This window comes from Arthrobacter sp. MDT1-48-3 (assembly GCF_054511015.1).
In genome coordinates this window covers 1-16,716 of the sequence record NZ_JBTNDL010000012.1, presented here as the reverse complement: position 1 = coordinate 16,716, position 16,716 = coordinate 1, and the positions used below count along the sequence as shown (strand labels likewise).

The 16,716-nt window shown below is 69.8% G+C and carries 14 protein-coding genes, 1 tRNA gene and 1 pseudogene; 9 read left to right on the top strand and 7 right to left on the bottom strand.

Annotated elements, in window-relative coordinates; all coding sequences use genetic code 11:
• The first annotated feature begins 1 nt into the window (after position 1).
• A complete protein-coding gene (gene fdhD / locus ACX80L_RS16770) occupies positions 2-829 on the top strand; it encodes a formate dehydrogenase accessory sulfurtransferase FdhD (protein ID WP_459291169.1) in 828 nt (275 codons plus the stop codon).
• Between the two features lie 126 nt (positions 830-955).
• Here the strand turns inward: fdhD and ACX80L_RS16765 are convergent, their stop codons facing one another.
• From ACX80L_RS16765 to ACX80L_RS16755, 3 genes are all read right to left on the bottom strand, one after another.
• Complete coding sequence (locus ACX80L_RS16765; protein ID WP_459291167.1) at positions 956-1,747, bottom strand: amino acid ABC transporter ATP-binding protein; 792 nt, start codon at positions 1,745-1,747, stop codon at positions 956-958.
• Positions 1,734-2,393, bottom strand: coding sequence for an amino acid ABC transporter permease (locus ACX80L_RS16760; protein WP_133083175.1), 660 nt, complete (start codon positions 2,391-2,393; stop codon positions 1,734-1,736). The genes ACX80L_RS16765 and ACX80L_RS16760 overlap by 14 nt, the downstream gene beginning before the upstream one ends.
• A 64-nt stretch (positions 2,394-2,457) precedes the next feature.
• Complete coding sequence (locus ACX80L_RS16755) at positions 2,458-3,279, bottom strand: amino acid ABC transporter substrate-binding protein (RefSeq protein WP_133083176.1); 822 nt, start codon at positions 3,277-3,279, stop codon at positions 2,458-2,460.
• A 218-nt stretch (positions 3,280-3,497) separates the two neighbouring features.
• Between ACX80L_RS16755 and ACX80L_RS16750 the strand changes: the two genes are divergently transcribed.
• Complete coding sequence (locus ACX80L_RS16750; protein ID WP_459291165.1) at positions 3,498-5,405, top strand: ABC transporter ATP-binding protein; 1,908 nt, start codon at positions 3,498-3,500, stop codon at positions 5,403-5,405.
• Between the two features lie 3 nt (positions 5,406-5,408).
• Here ACX80L_RS16750 and ACX80L_RS16745 read toward each other — a convergent pair whose 3' ends face one another.
• The 3 genes from ACX80L_RS16745 to ACX80L_RS16735 form a co-directional block, all read right to left on the bottom strand.
• On the bottom strand, positions 5,409-5,822 hold the full coding sequence (locus ACX80L_RS16745; RefSeq protein ID WP_459291164.1) for an NUDIX hydrolase: 414 nt from the start codon (positions 5,820-5,822) through the stop codon (positions 5,409-5,411).
• A gap of 89 nt (positions 5,823-5,911) precedes the next feature.
• Positions 5,912-5,985: transfer RNA gene (locus ACX80L_RS16740), tRNA-Arg, on the bottom strand.
• A 31-nt stretch (positions 5,986-6,016) separates the two neighbouring features.
• Positions 6,017-6,658: a hypothetical protein gene (locus tag ACX80L_RS16735; protein WP_459291162.1), complete on the bottom strand. Its 642-nt coding sequence runs from the start codon at positions 6,656-6,658 to the stop codon at positions 6,017-6,019.
• A 97-nt stretch (positions 6,659-6,755) separates the two neighbouring features.
• On the opposite strand from ACX80L_RS16735, the gene pcrA reads away from it, so the two are divergent.
• From pcrA to ACX80L_RS16705, 6 genes are all read left to right on the top strand, one after another.
• Positions 6,756-9,215, top strand: a complete 2,460-nt coding sequence (gene pcrA, locus ACX80L_RS16730) for a DNA helicase PcrA (RefSeq protein WP_459291160.1) — start codon at positions 6,756-6,758, stop codon at positions 9,213-9,215.
• A gap of 174 nt (positions 9,216-9,389) precedes the next feature.
• Complete coding sequence (gene sucC / locus ACX80L_RS16725) at positions 9,390-10,556, top strand: ADP-forming succinate--CoA ligase subunit beta (RefSeq protein ID WP_459267369.1); 1,167 nt, start codon at positions 9,390-9,392, stop codon at positions 10,554-10,556.
• Between the two features lie 12 nt (positions 10,557-10,568).
• Complete coding sequence (sucD, locus tag ACX80L_RS16720) at positions 10,569-11,471, top strand: succinate--CoA ligase subunit alpha (protein WP_133083182.1); 903 nt, start codon at positions 10,569-10,571, stop codon at positions 11,469-11,471.
• A 207-nt stretch (positions 11,472-11,678) separates the two neighbouring features.
• Complete coding sequence (locus ACX80L_RS16715) at positions 11,679-13,109, top strand: sugar porter family MFS transporter (protein WP_459291159.1); 1,431 nt, start codon at positions 11,679-11,681, stop codon at positions 13,107-13,109.
• A gap of 74 nt (positions 13,110-13,183) precedes the next feature.
• The gene (locus ACX80L_RS16710) at positions 13,184-14,239 is read left to right on the top strand and encodes a zinc-dependent alcohol dehydrogenase family protein (RefSeq protein WP_459291157.1); all 1,056 of its coding nucleotides are present in this window, start codon (positions 13,184-13,186) and stop codon (positions 14,237-14,239) included.
• Between the two features lie 90 nt (positions 14,240-14,329).
• Positions 14,330-14,794 carry an SRPBCC family protein gene (locus ACX80L_RS16705; RefSeq protein WP_133083185.1) on the top strand — a complete coding sequence of 155 codons (465 nt, stop codon included), beginning with the start codon at positions 14,330-14,332 and terminating at the stop codon, positions 14,792-14,794.
• Here ACX80L_RS16705 and ACX80L_RS16700 read toward each other — a convergent pair.
• Positions 14,791-15,888 (bottom strand): VIT1/CCC1 transporter family protein, encoded by a 1,098-nt coding sequence (locus ACX80L_RS16700; RefSeq protein WP_244186159.1) that lies wholly within the window; start codon positions 15,886-15,888, stop codon positions 14,791-14,793. The two genes, ACX80L_RS16705 and ACX80L_RS16700, sit on opposite strands and share 4 nt — an antisense overlap.
• Positions 15,889-16,189: 301 nt before the next feature.
• Here ACX80L_RS16700 and ACX80L_RS16695 point away from each other — a divergent pair.
• A pseudogene (locus ACX80L_RS16695) lies at positions 16,190-16,663 on the top strand (AMP-binding protein); the annotation flags it as partial.
• Positions 16,664-16,716: the final 53 nt, after the last annotated feature.

The following is a 16,716-nucleotide window of genomic DNA, read 5'->3' as shown; positions in this document are numbered from 1 at the left end:
GATGAACCGGGTTACACAGCGACGTCGCATCACCAAATTCCGCATCGGGGCGCAGACGGGACGCCGTGAGGACGTCCTGGCGGGCGAGGAACCCCTGGAGATCCGGCTCGGGGGGAGCGCCTTCACTGTCACCATGCGGACACCGGGCGACGACTTCGACCTCGTGGCCGGGTTCCTCGTGTCGGAGGGTGTCGTCTGGGAACCGGGCCAGCTGCCCAGCCTCCGGTACTGCGCGGGCGTCGACGAGGACGGCCGGCAGACCTTCAACGTGGTCGAGGCGCAGCTGCGGCCCGGCGTCGAGCTCCCGGACACCGCGATGGAGCGCCACGTGTACACCTCGAGCTCGTGCGGCATCTGCGGCACGGCCTCGATCGACGCCGTCCGCAAGTCCTCACGGTTCGACCTCCGGGAGGACGCGGCGCGGATCGACCTCGGGGTCCTGGCCTCCCTGCCCGACCGGCTGCGGGAGAGCCAGAAGCTCTTCGACCGCACCGGAGGCGTCCACGCCGCCGGCCTGTTCACCGCGGAGGGGGAGCTCCTGTGCCTCCGGGAGGACGTGGGGCGGCACAATGCCGTGGACAAGGTGGTGGGCTGGGCACTGCGCGGGGGGATGCTGCCCCTGCGGGGGACCGTCCTCCAGGTCTCGGGGCGGGCGTCCTTCGAACTGGTGCAGAAGGCGCAGCTCGCCGGGATCCCCGTGCTCGCCGCCGTCAGCGCGCCGTCGTCGCTGGCCGCCGACCTGGCGGACGACGCCGGGCTCACGCTGGTGGGCTTCAGCCGCGGGACCTCACTGAACTGCTACTCGCACCCGGACCGCATCGCGGCCTGAGCCCGCCCCCTGAGGCGGACCGGGTGCGGCGTCATGCACGCGGTTCGGCGCAGGAGGGCGTGTCGACGCGCGACACGCCGATGTTCCGGCGACGCCGCCCCGAAAGCCGTGCACGACGCCGCAGGGTCAGAAGGGGTTGAGCAGGCGCTGGACGAAGCGGCGGGTCCGCTCCTCGCGGGGATTACGCAGCACCTGGTCCGGATGGCCGTGCTCGACGACGACGCCGCCGTCCATGAAGACCACCTCGTCGGCGACCTCCCGGGCGAACGCGAGCTCGTGCGTCACGATCACCATGGTCCACTTCTCCTCGGCCAGCTCCTTGATCACCGTGAGGACCTCGCCCACCAGCTCCGGATCCAGCGCCGAGGTCGGCTCGTCGAACAGGAGGAGGTCGGGCTGGAGTGCCAGGGCACGGACGATACCGACCCGCTGCTGCTGCCCGCCCGAGAGGTTGAACGGGTAGTCGTCCCGCTTCGCGGCCAGGCCCACGCGTTCGAGCAGCCGTTCGGCATCCGCAACGGCCTCCTTCCGGGGCCGCTTCTGGACCTGGACAGGACCCTCGATGATGTTCTCGAGCACCGTCCTGTGCGGGAACAGGTTGTAGTTCTGGAAGACCATGGCGCTGCGGTCGCGGAGGGCCAGCGCCTCCTTCTTCGTCACCCTCGCGCCGAAGTCCACCGACGGGCCGCCGCGGAAGGCAACCGTCCCGCCGTCGGGCGTCTCCAGTCCGTTGAGGCAGCGCAGCACCGTGGTCTTGCCGGACCCGGACGGGCCCACGAGCGCGACGACCTGGCCGCTGTCGATGTGGAGGTCGATCGAGGAGAGCACGCGGTTGGTGCCGAAGGACTTCTGCAGGGCCGTGACCTCCAGCAGGGGGCCCTCCGAAGTGTGCGGTAGCAGGGGATCAGTGGGCGACATAGCGGTCCAACCTCTTCTCGAGTGCGGACTGGCCGCTGGACAGGACCAGGCAGATCACCCAGTAGATCGCGGCGGCCTCGACGTAGACCAGCATGAATTCCTGCGAGAAGGCGGCAATCTGCTGGGCCTCCCGGAACAGTTCCGTGACGAGGATGACCGACGCGAGGGACGTGTCCTTGACGAGGCTGATGAAGGTGTTCGACAGCGGTGGCACGGACACGCGTGCCGCCTGCGGCAGGATGACCCGGCGCAGGGCGACCGCGCGGGACATGCCGATGGTGTGGCACGCCTCCCACTGGCCCTTCGGGACGGACAGGATCGCGGCCCGCAGGATCTCCGCCGCGTACCCACCGACGTTGAGGGAGAACGCGATGATCGCGCTCGGCCACGGGTCGATGGTGAGCCCGATCGAGGGCAGTCCGTAGAAGATCACGAACAGCTGCACCAGCAGGGGAGTGCCCCGGATGACGGAGACGTAGAAGCGGGCGATCCCCGCGAGGACGGGCTGTCCGCTGATGCGCAGCAGTGCGACGACGAGCGCCAGTGCGAGGCCGATGGCGAAGGACGCGAGCGAGAGCGGGATGGTTCCCACCACGCTGCCGGAGACCATCGGCCAGAACGAGGTGCGCGCCAGCTCCCAGTCCATCAGTCAGCTCCTCCGGGCCGGGCGCCGGGCGTGCACGGGCGCGGTCCGCCCCCTGCTGCCGGCATCACTCGCTGACGTCGGAGCCGAAGTACTTCTCCGAGATCTCCGCGAGGGTGCCGTCCGCGCGCAGTTCCCCGAGCGCCGTGTTGATGGCGTCCACGAGGTCGGTGCTGCCCTTGCGCACCGCGACGGCGCTCTCCGAGGTCTCGTCGGTGGTGACCGCGATCTTGATGCCTGCGTTGTTGCTGGTCTTCTGGTAGTCGAGGTAGGTCAGCTCGTCGTTGATGGTCGCGTCGACGCGGCCCTGCTCGAGGAGCGTGACGGACTGTGCCCAGCCCTCGACGGGCTCGACGTCGGCACCGGCCTCCTGCGCCAGCTCGTACCAGTTGCTGGTCAGCGACTGCGCGGTGGTCTTGCCGGAGAGGTCCTCGAAGGAGGTGATGTCGGTGTTGTCCGCCGTCGTGACGATCACGCCCGAGCTCACGGTGTACGGATCGGAGAAGTCGTAGGTCTCCTTGCGCTCGTCCGTGATAGAGACCTGGTTCGCGATGACGTCGAAGCGGCCCGCCTCGAGACCCGCGAAGATCGCGTCCCACTGCGTCTCCTCGAACTCGGCCTCCACGCCCAGCTTCTCGGCGACCGCGGTGATGACCTCGACGTCGTACCCGGTCAGGTCGCCGCTGCCGCCCTCGTGGTAGCTGAAGGGCTTGTACGTGCCCTCGGTCCCGACGGTGAGCACGCCCGCGTCCTGGATTTCCTGGAGCGACGTCGGGGCCGCGGACTCGGATGCTCCACCGTTCCCTGCGGGCGTCGAGGATGAACCGCAGCCGGCGAGCGCCAGGGTGAGGGCTGCGGCGGCACCGAGGAGGGACAGGCGGTGGGTCATGGGACTTCCTTTGGTCTCGAGTGGACGGGCTCGGCGGGCGGGGAAATAGAAGGAGCCATGGTTGGCTTGAACCCTACGTACCTCCGCCCCGACCGGGACCGGAGTAGAACACTACTGAGGTGAACACCGGAGCATCCACTTATTGTTCCGAAGTATTGCGGCGGGGGTCCAGAAACCCGGGACCCGAGCCGGGACTGGCATCCGTGGAAGGAATCGCTATGAGCATGGAAGGCGCGGCCTGGAGCTCGCTGTACAAGATCTCGACGGCGAAGAACGGTGCGCACGGCTTCTCCCGGGAGTCGGTGCGCCGCATCCTCACGTTCGCCGTGCCGTACCGGTCGAAGCTGCTGCTGTTCATCCTGCTGTCCGTGGCCGGGGCGTTCCTCGCGGTCGCGACGCCGGTCCTGGCCGGGCAGGTCGTCGACGTGATCGTCGCCCGCGGCGAGGTGCGCACCGTCGTGTGGCTCGCCGTCGTCATCGCGCTCGTGGCCGTCGCGGATGCGGCGGTGTCCCTCGTGACGCGGTGGTACTCGGCGCGCATCGGTGAGGGCGTCATCCTCGACCTGCGGACCGCCGTGTTCAACCACGTGCAGAAGATGCCCATCGCCTTCTTCACGCGCACCCGCACCGGCGCGCTGGTGAGCCGCCTGAACAACGACGTGATCGGCGCCCAGCAGGCCTTCAGCGGCACGCTCTCCGGAGTGGTCACCAACCTCGTGGCGCTGGTCCTCACCCTCGCGGTCATGCTCAGCACCTCGTGGCTGGTCACGGTGCTCGCCGTCGTCATGCTGCCCGTCTTCCTGGTCCCGGCGCGCCGCATGGGGAGCCGCCTCGCGGCCCTCCGCCGCGAGGCGGCCGACCACAACTCGGCCATGAGCACCCAGATGACCGAGCGGTTCTCGGCACCCGGCGCCACCCTGGTGAAGCTCTTCGGGCGGCCCGACGAGGAGGCCGAGGAATTCCGTGTCCGCGCGGCGCGCGTGAGGGACATCGGAGTGCGGACGGCGATGCTGCAGTTCGTGTTCTTCACGGCGCTGATGCTCGTCTCGGCGCTGGCACTGGCCCTGGTGTACGGGCTCGGCGGTTTCCTCGCGCTCGCGGGACAGCTGGACACCGGCGAGGTGGTGACGCTCGCACTCCTGCTCACGCGCCTCTACGCACCCCTGACGAGCCTGGCGAACGCGAGGGTCGAGATCATGAGCGCGATCGTCAGCTTCGAGCGCGTGTTCGAGGTGCTCGACCTCGAGCCGCTCATCCAGGAGAAGTCCGACGCCGGGAGCGTGCCGGCGGGCCCGGTGGCGGTGGAGTTCGACGACGTCCGCTTCGCGTACCCGTCCGCGGACAAGGTCTCGCTCGCCTCCCTCGAGGAGGTCTCGACGCTGGACACCCGGGGCGGCGAGGAGGTGCTGCACGGGGTGTCCTTCCGGATCGAGCCCGGGCAGACGGTCGCACTGGTGGGCACATCGGGTGCCGGGAAGTCGACCATCGCACAGCTCCTCGCGCGCCTGTACGACGTCGACAGCGGTGCGGTGCGGCTGTCCGGTGCGGACGTCCGCGACGTGACCTTCGCGTCGATGCGGCAGACACTGGGCATGGTGACGCAGGACGGCCACCTGTTCCACGAGACGATCCTCTCCAACCTGCGGCTCGCGCGGCCGGAGGCAACGGAGGACGAGGTGTGGGACGCCGTCCGGCGGGCGCGGCTCGAGCCGCTCGTGCGGTCGCTGCCGGACCAGCTGGACACGATGGTCGGTGAACGCGGCTACCGGCTGTCGGGTGGCGAACGCCAGCGCATGACGATCGCGCGCCTGCTGCTCGCGCATCCGCGGGTGGTCATCCTGGACGAGGCGACGGCGGCGCTCGACTCGACGTCGGAGGCGGCCGTGCAGGCCGCGCTGAGCGAGGCGCTCGAGGGCCGGACGGCGATGGTCATCGCGCACCGCCTGTCCACCGTCCGCAGCGCCGACCTGATCCTCGTCGTCGAGGACGGGTCGATCGTGGAGCGGGGGACGCACGACGAACTGCTGGCGGTGGGGGGCCGCTACGAGGAGCTGCACCGCACGCAGTTCGCGGTGCAGAAGAACGTCGCGGTGGACGAGGAGCCCGAGGCGCTCACCGGCGTCTGACGTTCAGCCGCGCAGCGACAGCAGGGCGGGGATCACGTAGCCGGTCAGCAGCGGGGCGAGATCCACGCGGTGCTGCGGCCCGTCGAGGGGGAGCCAGTCGATCTCCTCGATCTCGGCCGCAGGACGGGGCTCGGCGGTCAGCGGGCACAGGAAGACGGTGGCGACCAGGTGGGTGTCCGCTTCGTTCGCCGCCGGCCCCTCCCAGGTGCCCAGCAGGGTCAGGTCCTGCGGTGCGACGGTGAGGCCCAGCTCCTCGGACACCTCTCGGGCGCCGGCCTGCGCCGGCGACTCGCCCGGCTCCGGCTTGCCGCCGGGCTGCATGAACAGCGTCGTCCCGCGCTTGCGTACCAGCAGCAGGCGGCCGCGGTCGTCGATCAGGCACAGGGCGGTGACGGTGATCGTCGCCCGGTCGGTCATTCGGCTCGTCCGTTCCGGCATGGCGTCCAACCTACCGCCGGACGACGAAGGAGGATGGGCGCGGCTGCCCATCCTCCTTCGATGCCGTGTGCCCCTGGCCGGAATCGAACCGACGACCTTCCCTTTAGGAGAGGGACGCTCTATCCTACTGAGCTACAGAGGCTCGGATCCGTGGTGCTCCCGATCCGGCGGTCCTAGCTTACCCGTTGTTCGTCCCGGGGTCCGCGCTCCTGCGCAGGTCCGCGCAGGCGCCGCGGCAGGAACACGGCCACCGCTCCTGCGAGGAGGCTGACGGCGAGCAGCACCCAGCGCAGGACCGTCAGCGCCGAGGCGAGTGCCACCGTGCCGGGATCGGCGCCCGCGAGCGCAGTGTCGATCGCGATGTTCTCCCACAGGTCGGCGACGACGAAGAGGATCACCGGCGACCACAGCAGCCGGCGCAGCCAGCGGCGTCCGACGTTGAGCTGGACCAGCAGGAGCCAGGCGAACGCGAAGATCAGCGGGAACAGCGTGCCGGCGGTCCGGTGCACGTAGCTCAACTGGCCGCGGGCGTCGTCGTCCATCGTCTCGCGCAGGCGCTGGACGTACCCGGCGTCGTATCCGCCGATCATCAGGTCCGGCATGGTCAGTCCTCCGGACAGCTGCGTCATCTGGCCCAGTGTCAGCAGGTGGAAGTACCAGAAGAGGAACAGGGCGGCGACGGCGGCCGCAATGAGGACGAGGTTGCCGTTGCTCGTCCGGCTCCCCGCGGAGGGCGGCGTGGAGGGTGCGGAGGGTGCCACCGCCGGTACGCCGGCTGAATGCTTGCGTGCTATCTGCGCCCTCGTCTTCGCCACCCCTCCAGTATGGGCGACGCGGCGGCGGTCCCGGCATCGCCCCGACGGCGGCGCGCGGCGGGTGAGTGTCGGGGGTACCGCCTAGAATTGGAGCACCATGGACATGCTCTTCGATCCCTACGTCTCCCCGCCCACGCCCGCCGAGAAGAAGCGCGCGCGCGAGGCGGCGATGGCGGCGGAGCACTCCGATCCCGCCGCCGGACACGTGCCCTCGCGCGTCGGCGTGGACGAGCACAGGGCGCAGGAACTGCTGGTGGGACTGAACCCCCAGCAGGAGGAAGCCGTGAAGCACGGCGGGTCGCCCCTGCTGATCGTCGCCGGCGCGGGATCCGGCAAGACCCGTGTGCTCAGTCACCGCATCGCGTACCTGCTGGCCACCGGCCGTTCCCACCCCGGGCAGATCCTGGCCATCACGTTCACCAACAAGGCCGCCGCCGAGATGCGCGAGCGCATCGAGGGCCTCATCGGCGACGTCGCCAAGCGCATGTGGATCTCCACCTTCCACTCGTCCTGCGTGCGGATCCTCCGCCGCGAGGCGGCCTCCGTCGGGCTCAACTCGAACTTCTCCATCTACGACTCCGCCGACACGCTGCGCCTCATCACGCTCGTCGCCAAGGGCCTGGACCTCGATCCGAAGAAGTTCGCGCCCAAGGCGATCCAGCACAAGATCTCCGCGCTCAAGAACGAACTGATCGACGAGGAGACCTTCGCCTCGGAGGCAGGCCTCTCCGATCCCTTCGAGCAGGCCGTCGCCGAGGTGTACACGGGGTACGCCCAGCGCATGCGCCAGGCCAACGCCATGGACTTCGACGACCTGATCGCGCAGACCGTGTTCATGTTCCGGGCCTTCCCCGGCGTGGCCGACTACTACCGGCGCCGGTTCCGCCACGTCCTCGTCGACGAGTACCAGGACACCAACCACGCGCAGTACGCCCTCGTCCGGGAGATCGTCGGCGTCCCGGGTGAGTCCTCCGAGGACCCGGCGGAGCTGACCGTCGTCGGCGACTCCGACCAGTCCATCTACGCGTTCCGCGGCGCCGACGTCCGCAACATCGTCGAGTTCGAGAACGACTACCCGAGCGCGCGGACCATCCTGCTCGAACAGAACTACCGCTCCACCCAGAACATCCTCAGTGCCGCGAACGCCGTGATCTCCCGCAACCCGAACCGGCCGGAGAAGCGGCTGTGGACCGCCGAGGGCAGTGGCGAGAAGATCGTCGGCTATGTGGGTGAGAACGAGCACGAGGAGGCCCGTTTCATCGCCGAGGAGATCGACCGGCTCCAGGACGACGAGAACCTCCGCCCGGGTGATGTCGCCGTCTTCTACCGCACCAACGCCCAGTCACGGTCCATCGAGGAGATCCTGCTGCGCGTGGGCCTGCCCTACAAGGTGGTCGGCGGCACCAGGTTCTACGAGCGCAAGGAGATCAAGGACGCGCTCGCGTACCTGCGCGTCCTGGTGAACTCCGACGACGTCGTCAACCTGCGCCGTGTCCTCAACGAACCCAAGCGCGGCATCGGCGACCGTGCCGAGTACGCGATCGCGGCGCTCAGCGAGCGTGAGCGGATCAGCTTCATGCAGGCCCTCCGGCGGGCGGACCAGGCACCCGGGATGGCCACGCGCTCGGTCAACGCCGTGGCCGGATTCGTGAAGCTGATCGACGATCTCGCGGAGGTCGCCAGCGGGTCCGGCGCGTCCGCCGCCCTCGAGGCCGTGCTGGAGCAGACCGGCTACCTCGAGCAGCTGCGGACCAGCAACGATCCCCAGGACGAATCCCGCGTGGAGAACCTGGCCGAGCTCGTCGCCGTCGTCCGCGAATTCGAGCGCGACAACCCGGAGGGCACGCTCGGGGACTTCCTCGAGCAGGTGTCCCTCGTCGCGGACGCCGACTCCATCCCCGACGCCCCCGACGGTTCGGCGGCGGACGTGCAGCGCGCCGTCGAGGAGGCACGCCGCCAGGGCGTCGTGACCCTCATGACCCTGCACACCGCCAAGGGCCTCGAGTTCCCCGTGGTGTTCCTGACCGGCATGGAGCAGGGGATCTTCCCGCACCAGCGTTCGGCCACCGATCCGAAGGAGCTCGCCGAGGAACGGCGCCTGGCCTACGTGGGCCTGACCCGTGCCCGCCGGCGCCTGTACATCACCCGGTCCGAGGTCCGCAGCATGTGGGGCCAGAGCCAGTACAACCCGGCCAGCCAGTTCGTCAGCGAGATCCCCGAGGAGCTGATCTCCTGGAAGCGCGAGGGTGCGGCGAAGCCGGCGTGGACGTCCGGCGGGAGCATCAGCGGGCCGCGGTTCAGCGGGTCCTACTGGGGTGCGAGCGGTGGCGGCTTCACCGGGAGCGCCGCGGCTCCCTCGAAGAGCGTGGGACGCGTGCAGCCGCAGAAGGAAGTGGTGTCCGTCGCGGTCGGGGACCACGTCAACCACGCGAGCTTCGGCAACGGCACCGTCCTGTCCGTCGAGGGCGCCGGCGACAAGACCGTGGCCAAGGTGCGGTTCGACGTCGGCGAGAAGCGGCTGCTGCTGCGCTACGCACCCCTGACGAAGGTGGCCTGACGCCGTTCGCGGCATCATACCGGGAGGAAAAAACGTCAACGATCCCGGGCCGGATTTCTACACCGGATAGAACTGTGGCCTTACTCACTAAACCGATAGTCTGGGAAAGGCCTCCGGCCCGAGGGGCTAAAGTCCCTTGTGTAAACCTACTTCGACGTAGAAGGACTCTAGCCCGTGGACCTGTTTGAATATCAGGCGCGCGATCTCTTTGAGGCACACGGAGTTCCCGTGCTCGCCGGCATCGTGGCGCACACCCCAGAAGAAGCAAAGGCAGCAGCCGAGAAGATCGGCGGCGTCGTCGTCGTCAAGGCCCAGGTCAAGGTAGGCGGTCGTGGCAAGGCCGGCGGCGTTAAGGTCGCCAAGACCCCCGACGAGGCCTTCTCCTACGCTTCGGACATCCTCGGGATGGACATCAAGGGGCACACGGTCCACACGGTGATGATCGCGCAGGGCGCCGACATCGCCGAGGAGTACTACTTCTCCGTCCTGCTCGACCGGTCCAACCGCAACTACCTGGCCATGTGCTCGGTGGAGGGCGGCATGGAGATCGAGCAGCTCGCCGTCGAACGCCCCGAGGCGCTGGCACGCATCTCGGTGGACGCCGGCACCGGCATCGACCAGGCCAAGGCCGAGGAGATCGTCGACGCCGCGGGGTTCGCCCCCGAACTGCGCCAGGGTGTCGTCGCCACCATCCTCAAGCTGTGGGACGTCTTCGTGAAGGAGGACGCCACGCTCGTGGAGGTCAACCCCCTCGTGAAGACCGGCGCCGGTGACATCGTCGCCCTCGACGGCAAGGTCACCATCGACGAGAACGCCGGGTTCCGCCACGCGGACCACGCCGCCCTCGAGGACAAGGACGCGGCCGATCCGCTCGAGGCCAAGGCCAAGGAGAACGACCTCAACTACGTCAAGCTCGACGGCGAGGTCGGGATCATCGGCAACGGCGCCGGACTGGTCATGTCGACCCTCGACGTCGTCGCCTACGCCGGCGAGGCGCACGGCAACGTGAAGCCCGCCAACTTCCTCGACATCGGCGGTGGAGCGTCCGCCGAGGTCATGGCCGCAGGCCTCGACGTCATCCTCAACGACGCCCAGGTCAAGAGTGTCTTCGTGAACGTCTTCGGTGGCATCACCGCGTGCGACGCCGTGGCCAATGGCATCGTGAGCGCCCTCGAGATCCTCGGCGACGAGGCCAACAAGCCCCTCGTGGTGCGCCTGGACGGCAACAACGTCGAAGAGGGCCGCCGTATCCTCGCCGAGGCCAACCACCCGCTGGTGACCATCGCCGACACCATGGACGAAGGCGCCGACAAGGCCGCCGCGCTGGCCTACGGAAAGTAAAGGGTTCCCCACATGTCTATCTACCTCAACAAGGACTCGAAGGTCATCGTCCAGGGCATCACGGGCGGCGAGGGCACCAAGCACACCGCCCTCATGCTGAAGGCCGGGACCCAGGTCGTCGGCGGCGTCAACGCCCGCAAGGCCGGCACCACCGTGACCCACGGCGACGTCACGCTCCCCGTGTACGGCACCGTCCAGGAAGCCATGACGGAGACCGGCGCCGACGTGTCGATCGTCTTCGTCCCGCCGGCCTTCACCAAGGACGCCGTCGTGGAGGCGATCGAGGCCGGGATCGGCCTCGTCGTCGTCATCACCGAGGGTGTCCCCGTCCAGGACTCGGCCGAATTCTGGGCCCTCGCCCAGTCGAAGGTCGACGCGGACGGCAAGCAGGTCACCCGGATCATCGGCCCGAACTGCCCCGGCATCATCACGCCCGGCGAGTCGCTCGTGGGCATCACCCCCGCGAACATCACCGGCAAGGGCGGCGTGGGCCTCGTCTCGAAGTCCGGCACGCTGACCTACCAGATGATGTTCGAACTGCGCGACCTCGGCTTCTCCACGGCCATCGGCATCGGCGGCGACCCCGTCATCGGCACCACGCACATCGACGCCCTCGCGGCCTTCGAGGCGGACCCCGAGACCAAGGCCATCGTGATGATCGGCGAGATCGGCGGCGACGCGGAAGAGCGCGCTGCGGAGTTCATCAAGGCGAACGTCACCAAGCCGGTCGTCGGCTACGTGGCAGGCTTCACGGCGCCCGAGGGCAAGACCATGGGACATGCCGGCGCCATCGTCTCCGGCTCGGCGGGAACCGCGCAGGCCAAGAAGGAGGCCCTCGAGGCCGCCGGGGTCAAGGTCGGCAAGACGCCCTCCGAGACCGCCAAGCTCCTCCGCGAGGTCTACGCGACCCTCTAGGCCGCGACGCACTCCACCGGACAGCCTCCTCCGCATGCTGCGGGGGAGGCTGTTCGCGTCGGTGGGCCCGGTGCACCGACGGCCCGGGTCCACCGGGGTCGGGTGGGATCGCGCGCGGGACGCGGGCCCGGGACCGTAGCGTGGCAGGGACGGCCCGGACGGGAAGGAACGGACGAGCAGGAACGGACGAGCAGGAACGGACGGGGCATGAGCAGCGGAACGGGGAACAGCACGACCGGCCCGAGGGGCGACGACGGCGACCGGCGGCAGCGCAGGTACCTGTGCCGGGCGACGTGGGTGGCGACCCTCGGCGGCCTGCTGTTCGGCTTCGACACCGGCGTCATCAACGGCGCCCTGCCGTTCATGGTGGAGGACCTGCGTCTCACCGCCGTCACCGAGGGACTCGTCGCGAGCTCGCTGGTCTTCGGGGCGGCCTTCGGCGCCCTCACCGGGGGCAGGCTCGCCGACGCCCACGGCCGGAAGAGGATGATCCTCGTGCTCGCGGTGGTCTTCCTGGCCGGGACCCTGGGGACGTCCCTGGCCCCCGATGTGACCGTGATGGTCGTCTCGCGACTCGTCCTGGGACTGGCCGTGGGCGGCGCGTCCGTGATGGTGCCGATCTTCCTCGCCGAGCTGTCGCCGGCCGCCCGGCGCGGCCAGGTGGTGACACGCAATGAACTGATGATCGTGACAGGGCAGCTGATCGCCTTCAGCACCAGCGCCTTCCTGGGCACCGTGTTCGGGGACAGCTCCGGGATCTGGCGGTGGATGCTCGTCCTGGCGACCCTCCCGGCCATCGGCCTGTGGATCGGGATGCACTTCGTGCCGGAGAGCCCCCGCTGGCTCGCGGCCCACGGCGCCTTCGGCGTCGCGCTGCGCGTGCTGCAGCGGCTGCGGCCGGAGGAGGTCGCGCGCCAGGAGTACGAGGAGGTCAGGTCGACGGCTATCGAGGACCGCGGGCGCGAGACCGCGGGCCTCCGTGACCTGCGGACGCCCTGGCTCCGCAGGGTCTTCTTCGTGGGCCTCGGGCTGGCCGTCATCCAGCAGATCACCGGCGTCAACTCGATCATGTACTACGGGACGCAGATCCTCGTCGTCGCGGGGTTCGGCACGCAGGCCGCCCTGACCGCGAACATCGCGAACGGCATCATCTCGGTCGCGGCCACGTTCGTGGGGATCTGGCTGCTGGGCAGAGTGGGCCGCCGGCCCATGCTGCTGGTGGGCCAGATCGGGACGACGTCGGCCCTGCTCGCCATCGGGCTCGTCTCGCTGCTCGTGCCGGAGGGCACCGCGCGCGGGTTCCTCGTCCTCGCCCTGACCGTCACGTTCCTGGCCTTCCAGCAGGGTGCCATCTCGCCGGTGACCTGGCTGATGCTCTCCGAGATCTTCCCCATGCGCCTGCGCGGACTCGGGATGGGGGCGGCCGTCTTCGTCCTCTGGATGGTCAACTTCGCCGTGAGCCTCAGCTTCCCGATCCTGATGGCCGCGATCACGATCTCCACCACGTTCTTCGTGTTCGTGGTCCTCGGCGTCGCGGCGATCCTCTTCGCGCGCCGCTACGTCCCGGAGACGAGGGGGAGGAGTCTCGAGGAACTCGAGCACGAGTTCAAGTCGGCGGCCGGCGGTCCTGTCCGGTAGGGCGACGGGCGCCTGCGCTTGTAGGGTGGCGAAGGGGACCATCGATCGCGTCCCGCGAGATTCTAGGAGATTCCATGCGCGCCACCATCATCCACGGACCAGGCGATATCCGCGTCGAGGACCGGGACTATCCGAGCATCGTCCGCCCCACGGACGCCGTCGTGCGGGTCACCGCCTCGTGCGTCTGCGGGTCGGACCTGTGGCCGTACCGCGGTGTCCGCCCGACCAAGGAGCCCAAGGCGATCGGCCACGAGTTCGTGGGCGTCGTCGAGTCCGTCGGCGACGACGTCCGGGACCTCTCGGTCGGCGACTTCGTGATCGCCCCCTTCGTGGACAGCTGCGGGACCTGCCCGCCATGCCGGGACGGTGTCACGGTCGCCTGCGAGCATCTTGCGGGCTGGGGCAGCACGGACGAGCACGGGGACTTCGTGCAGGGCGGGCAGGGCGAGGCCGTGCGCGTCCCCCAGGCCGACGGGACGCTCCGCAAGGTCGAGGGCGTGTCGGAGCCCGATGCCGCCCTGACGGCGAGCCTCCTGACGCTCTCCGACGTCATGTCGACAGGCCACCACGCGGCCGTGTCCGCGAACGTCGGCCCGGGCAGCACCGTCGTCGTCGTGGGCGACGGCGCCGTGGGCCTCTGCGGTGTCCTCGCCGCCCGTCGCCTGGGTGCGGAGCGCATCATCGCGATGTCCCGCCACGAGGACCGCCAGGCGCTCGCACGCGAATTCGGCGCGACCGACATCGTCGCGGAGCGCGGCGACGCGGGCGTCGAGAAGGTGCGGGAGCTGCTCGGGGGAGTCCTCGCGGACTCGGTCCTCGAGTGCGTCGGCACCAAGGAGTCCATGGACCAGGCGCTGCGCAGCACCCGGCCGGGCGGACACCTCGGATTCGTCGGGGTCCCCGCGGGCGGACCCGAGCTGCCGATCAGCTACCTGTTCGCGAAGAACATCACGGTGGGCGGAGGCATGGCCCCCGCGCACACCTACATCCCCGAACTCCTGAAGGACGTCCTCGACGGGACGATCGACCCGGGCCGGGTGTTCGACGTCGAGATGCCGCTGGAGGACGTCGCCGAGGCGTACAAGGCGATGGACGAGCGCCGCGCCATCAAGGTGCTGCTCAAGCCCTGACCGCTCCACCACGACGCAGGGCCCCTCCCACCGGAGGGGCCCTGCGTCGTCGTGCCACCGATGCGGGCGCCGGCGGGCAGAATGGAGGGCATGACGACCCCCGGCACGGACTCCGCCTACCTCATCACCCGCGAGCGGCTCATCGCGGCTCCCGCCGAGACCATCTTCGAGGTCCTCGCACGGCCCTCCCTCCACAGCGTGATCGACGGGTCCGGGACCGTGCGGGGCGAGCAGCCCCACGGTCCCGCGCGCCTGTCACCGGGAGCGCGGTTCGGCATGGAGATGAGGATCGGTGCCCCCTACAAGATCCTCAACCGCGTGGTGGAGTTCGAGGAGGGCCGCCGGATCGCCTGGCGCCACTTCTCGGCCCACGTCTGGCGCTACACGCTCGAACCCCGCGGGGAGTCCACGCTCGTACGCGAGCAGTGGGACGGCCGGGCCGTGCCGTGGCGGATCGTCTTCCGGCTCGCCGGGTTCACCCGCCGCCACCCGGCCAGCATCGAGGCGACGCTGGCCAAGCTCGAGGACTACGTGCTGCGGGTCCGCGGAGCCTAGGCCACCGAGGTGCCGAAGAGCAGCCCCAGGAGGTAGGTCGCGGCCGCAGCGCCGAGTCCGATCGCCAGTTGCCGCAGCGCCAGCCGCAGGGGGGATGCGCCGGACAGGAGGCCGACGACGGCGCCGGTCGCCAGCAGGGCGAGTCCCACCAGGACACAGGCGACGACGACGGCGGTGACGCCGTCGAGGCCTACCAGGTACGGGAGCACCGGGATGATCGCGCCGGAGGCGAAGAAGCAGAAGCTTGAGGCGGCGGCGCCCAGCCCGGTCCCGACGGTCTCGTGCTCGTCGACGGCGTCGTCCTCGTCGGGCTGGAGGGAGAAGCTCGGATCGCAGTCGCAGCTGTACAGGCCCAGCCGCTCGCCCGCGCGGTGTTCCGCGGCCGCCGGCGTCATGCCCCTCGCCCGGTAGACCAGCACCAGCTCGTTCGCGGCGATGTCCAGTTCCTTCGCCGCGGTCAGGGTGATCTGCGTGGGGCGCGTCGCGGACAGCAGCTCCCGCTGCGACCGTACGGAGACGTACTCGCCCGCACCCATCGACAGGGCGCCGGCCAGCAGCCCGGCCAGTCCGCTGAACAGGATGAAGGACGTGGAGACGCCGGTGGCACCGATACCCATGATCAGTGCGAGATTGCTGACCAGGCCGTCGTTCGCCCCGAACACCGCCGCCCGGAAGTTCCCGGACAACCGGTTGCGGCCGCGGGTTGCCAGGCCGCGCACCACCTCCTCGTGGATTTGCTCGTCGGCCACCATGGCGCTCGTCGCGGAGGGATCCGAGGCGTAGGGGGAGCGGCCTTCGGCACGCTGCGCGAGCGCGAGGACGAAGACGGATCCGAAGCGGCGCGCGAGCACCCCGAGGATCCGGTTGCGCACGGACGGGCGGAGGGGCCGTCCGACGTCGTTGCCGAGCAGGGCGAGCCAGTGCGCCTCATGGCGGCCCTCGGCCTCGGCGAGGCCGAGGAGGATCTCACGCTCCTCGCCGGTCCGTCGGCGCGCCAGGTCGCGGTAGGTCGCGGCCTCGCCGCGCTCGTCGGCGAGATACTGGCGCCAGCGCTTGATGTCGTTCCGGGAAGGGGTCTGTTCAGGGGATGTCACGGGATGCTCCGGTTGGTCAGGTGCACGCGCTCTCCAGCCGAAGCGGGGGCTCCGGCCGGGGGTCGCGAATGCGTCGTTTCGGCCGAAGGTCTCGCTCGCCGGTCGGACCGGTGGATTGCCGGGCACCATCGGTGCCAGTATGTCGACAGGCCGCACGTCCACGGACGCGGAGCTACTCCCCTTCGACCCACCATGCTACCGGACCCGCACCTGCACCCCGGAGCGGTGCGCCGGGAGCGGAGCCGGGTGCCGGAACCCTCCGGCCCGCGATACAGTCGAACGGATAACAGGAAGCAGGCTTATGGATCTGGCAGCCCGCCCGTGGGTCGCGAGCTACGCGCCCGACGTGCCCCGCTCCTTCGACGTGCCCGACGGCACGCTCTCCGACCTGCTCGACACCTCGGTGCGCACCTACCGCAGGGCGCCGGCCCTGGAGTTCTTCGGGGCCGCGACGACGTACGGCGGGCTGGGTGATGCCGTGGCGCGCGCGGCGGAGGGACTGCGCTCGCTCGGTGTCGCCGCGGGTGACCGCGTGGCGCTCGTCCTGCCGAACTGCCCCCAGCACATCATCGCGTTCTACGCCGTCCTGCGTCTCGGCGCGATCGTCGTCGAACACAACCCGCTCTACACCGACCGCGAACTGCGGCACCAGTTCGAGGACCATGGGGCGACGGTGGCCATCGTGTGGGACCGCGTGGTGCCGCGCGTCCAGCGGCTGCCCGCGGACATCCCGGTCGCCGCGATCGTGTCCGTGGACCTCGTCGTCGCGGTGCCGGGGTCGTGGTGAACGGACATGGAGATCCCCGTGTAGAGGGAGCGGGGGGAGGA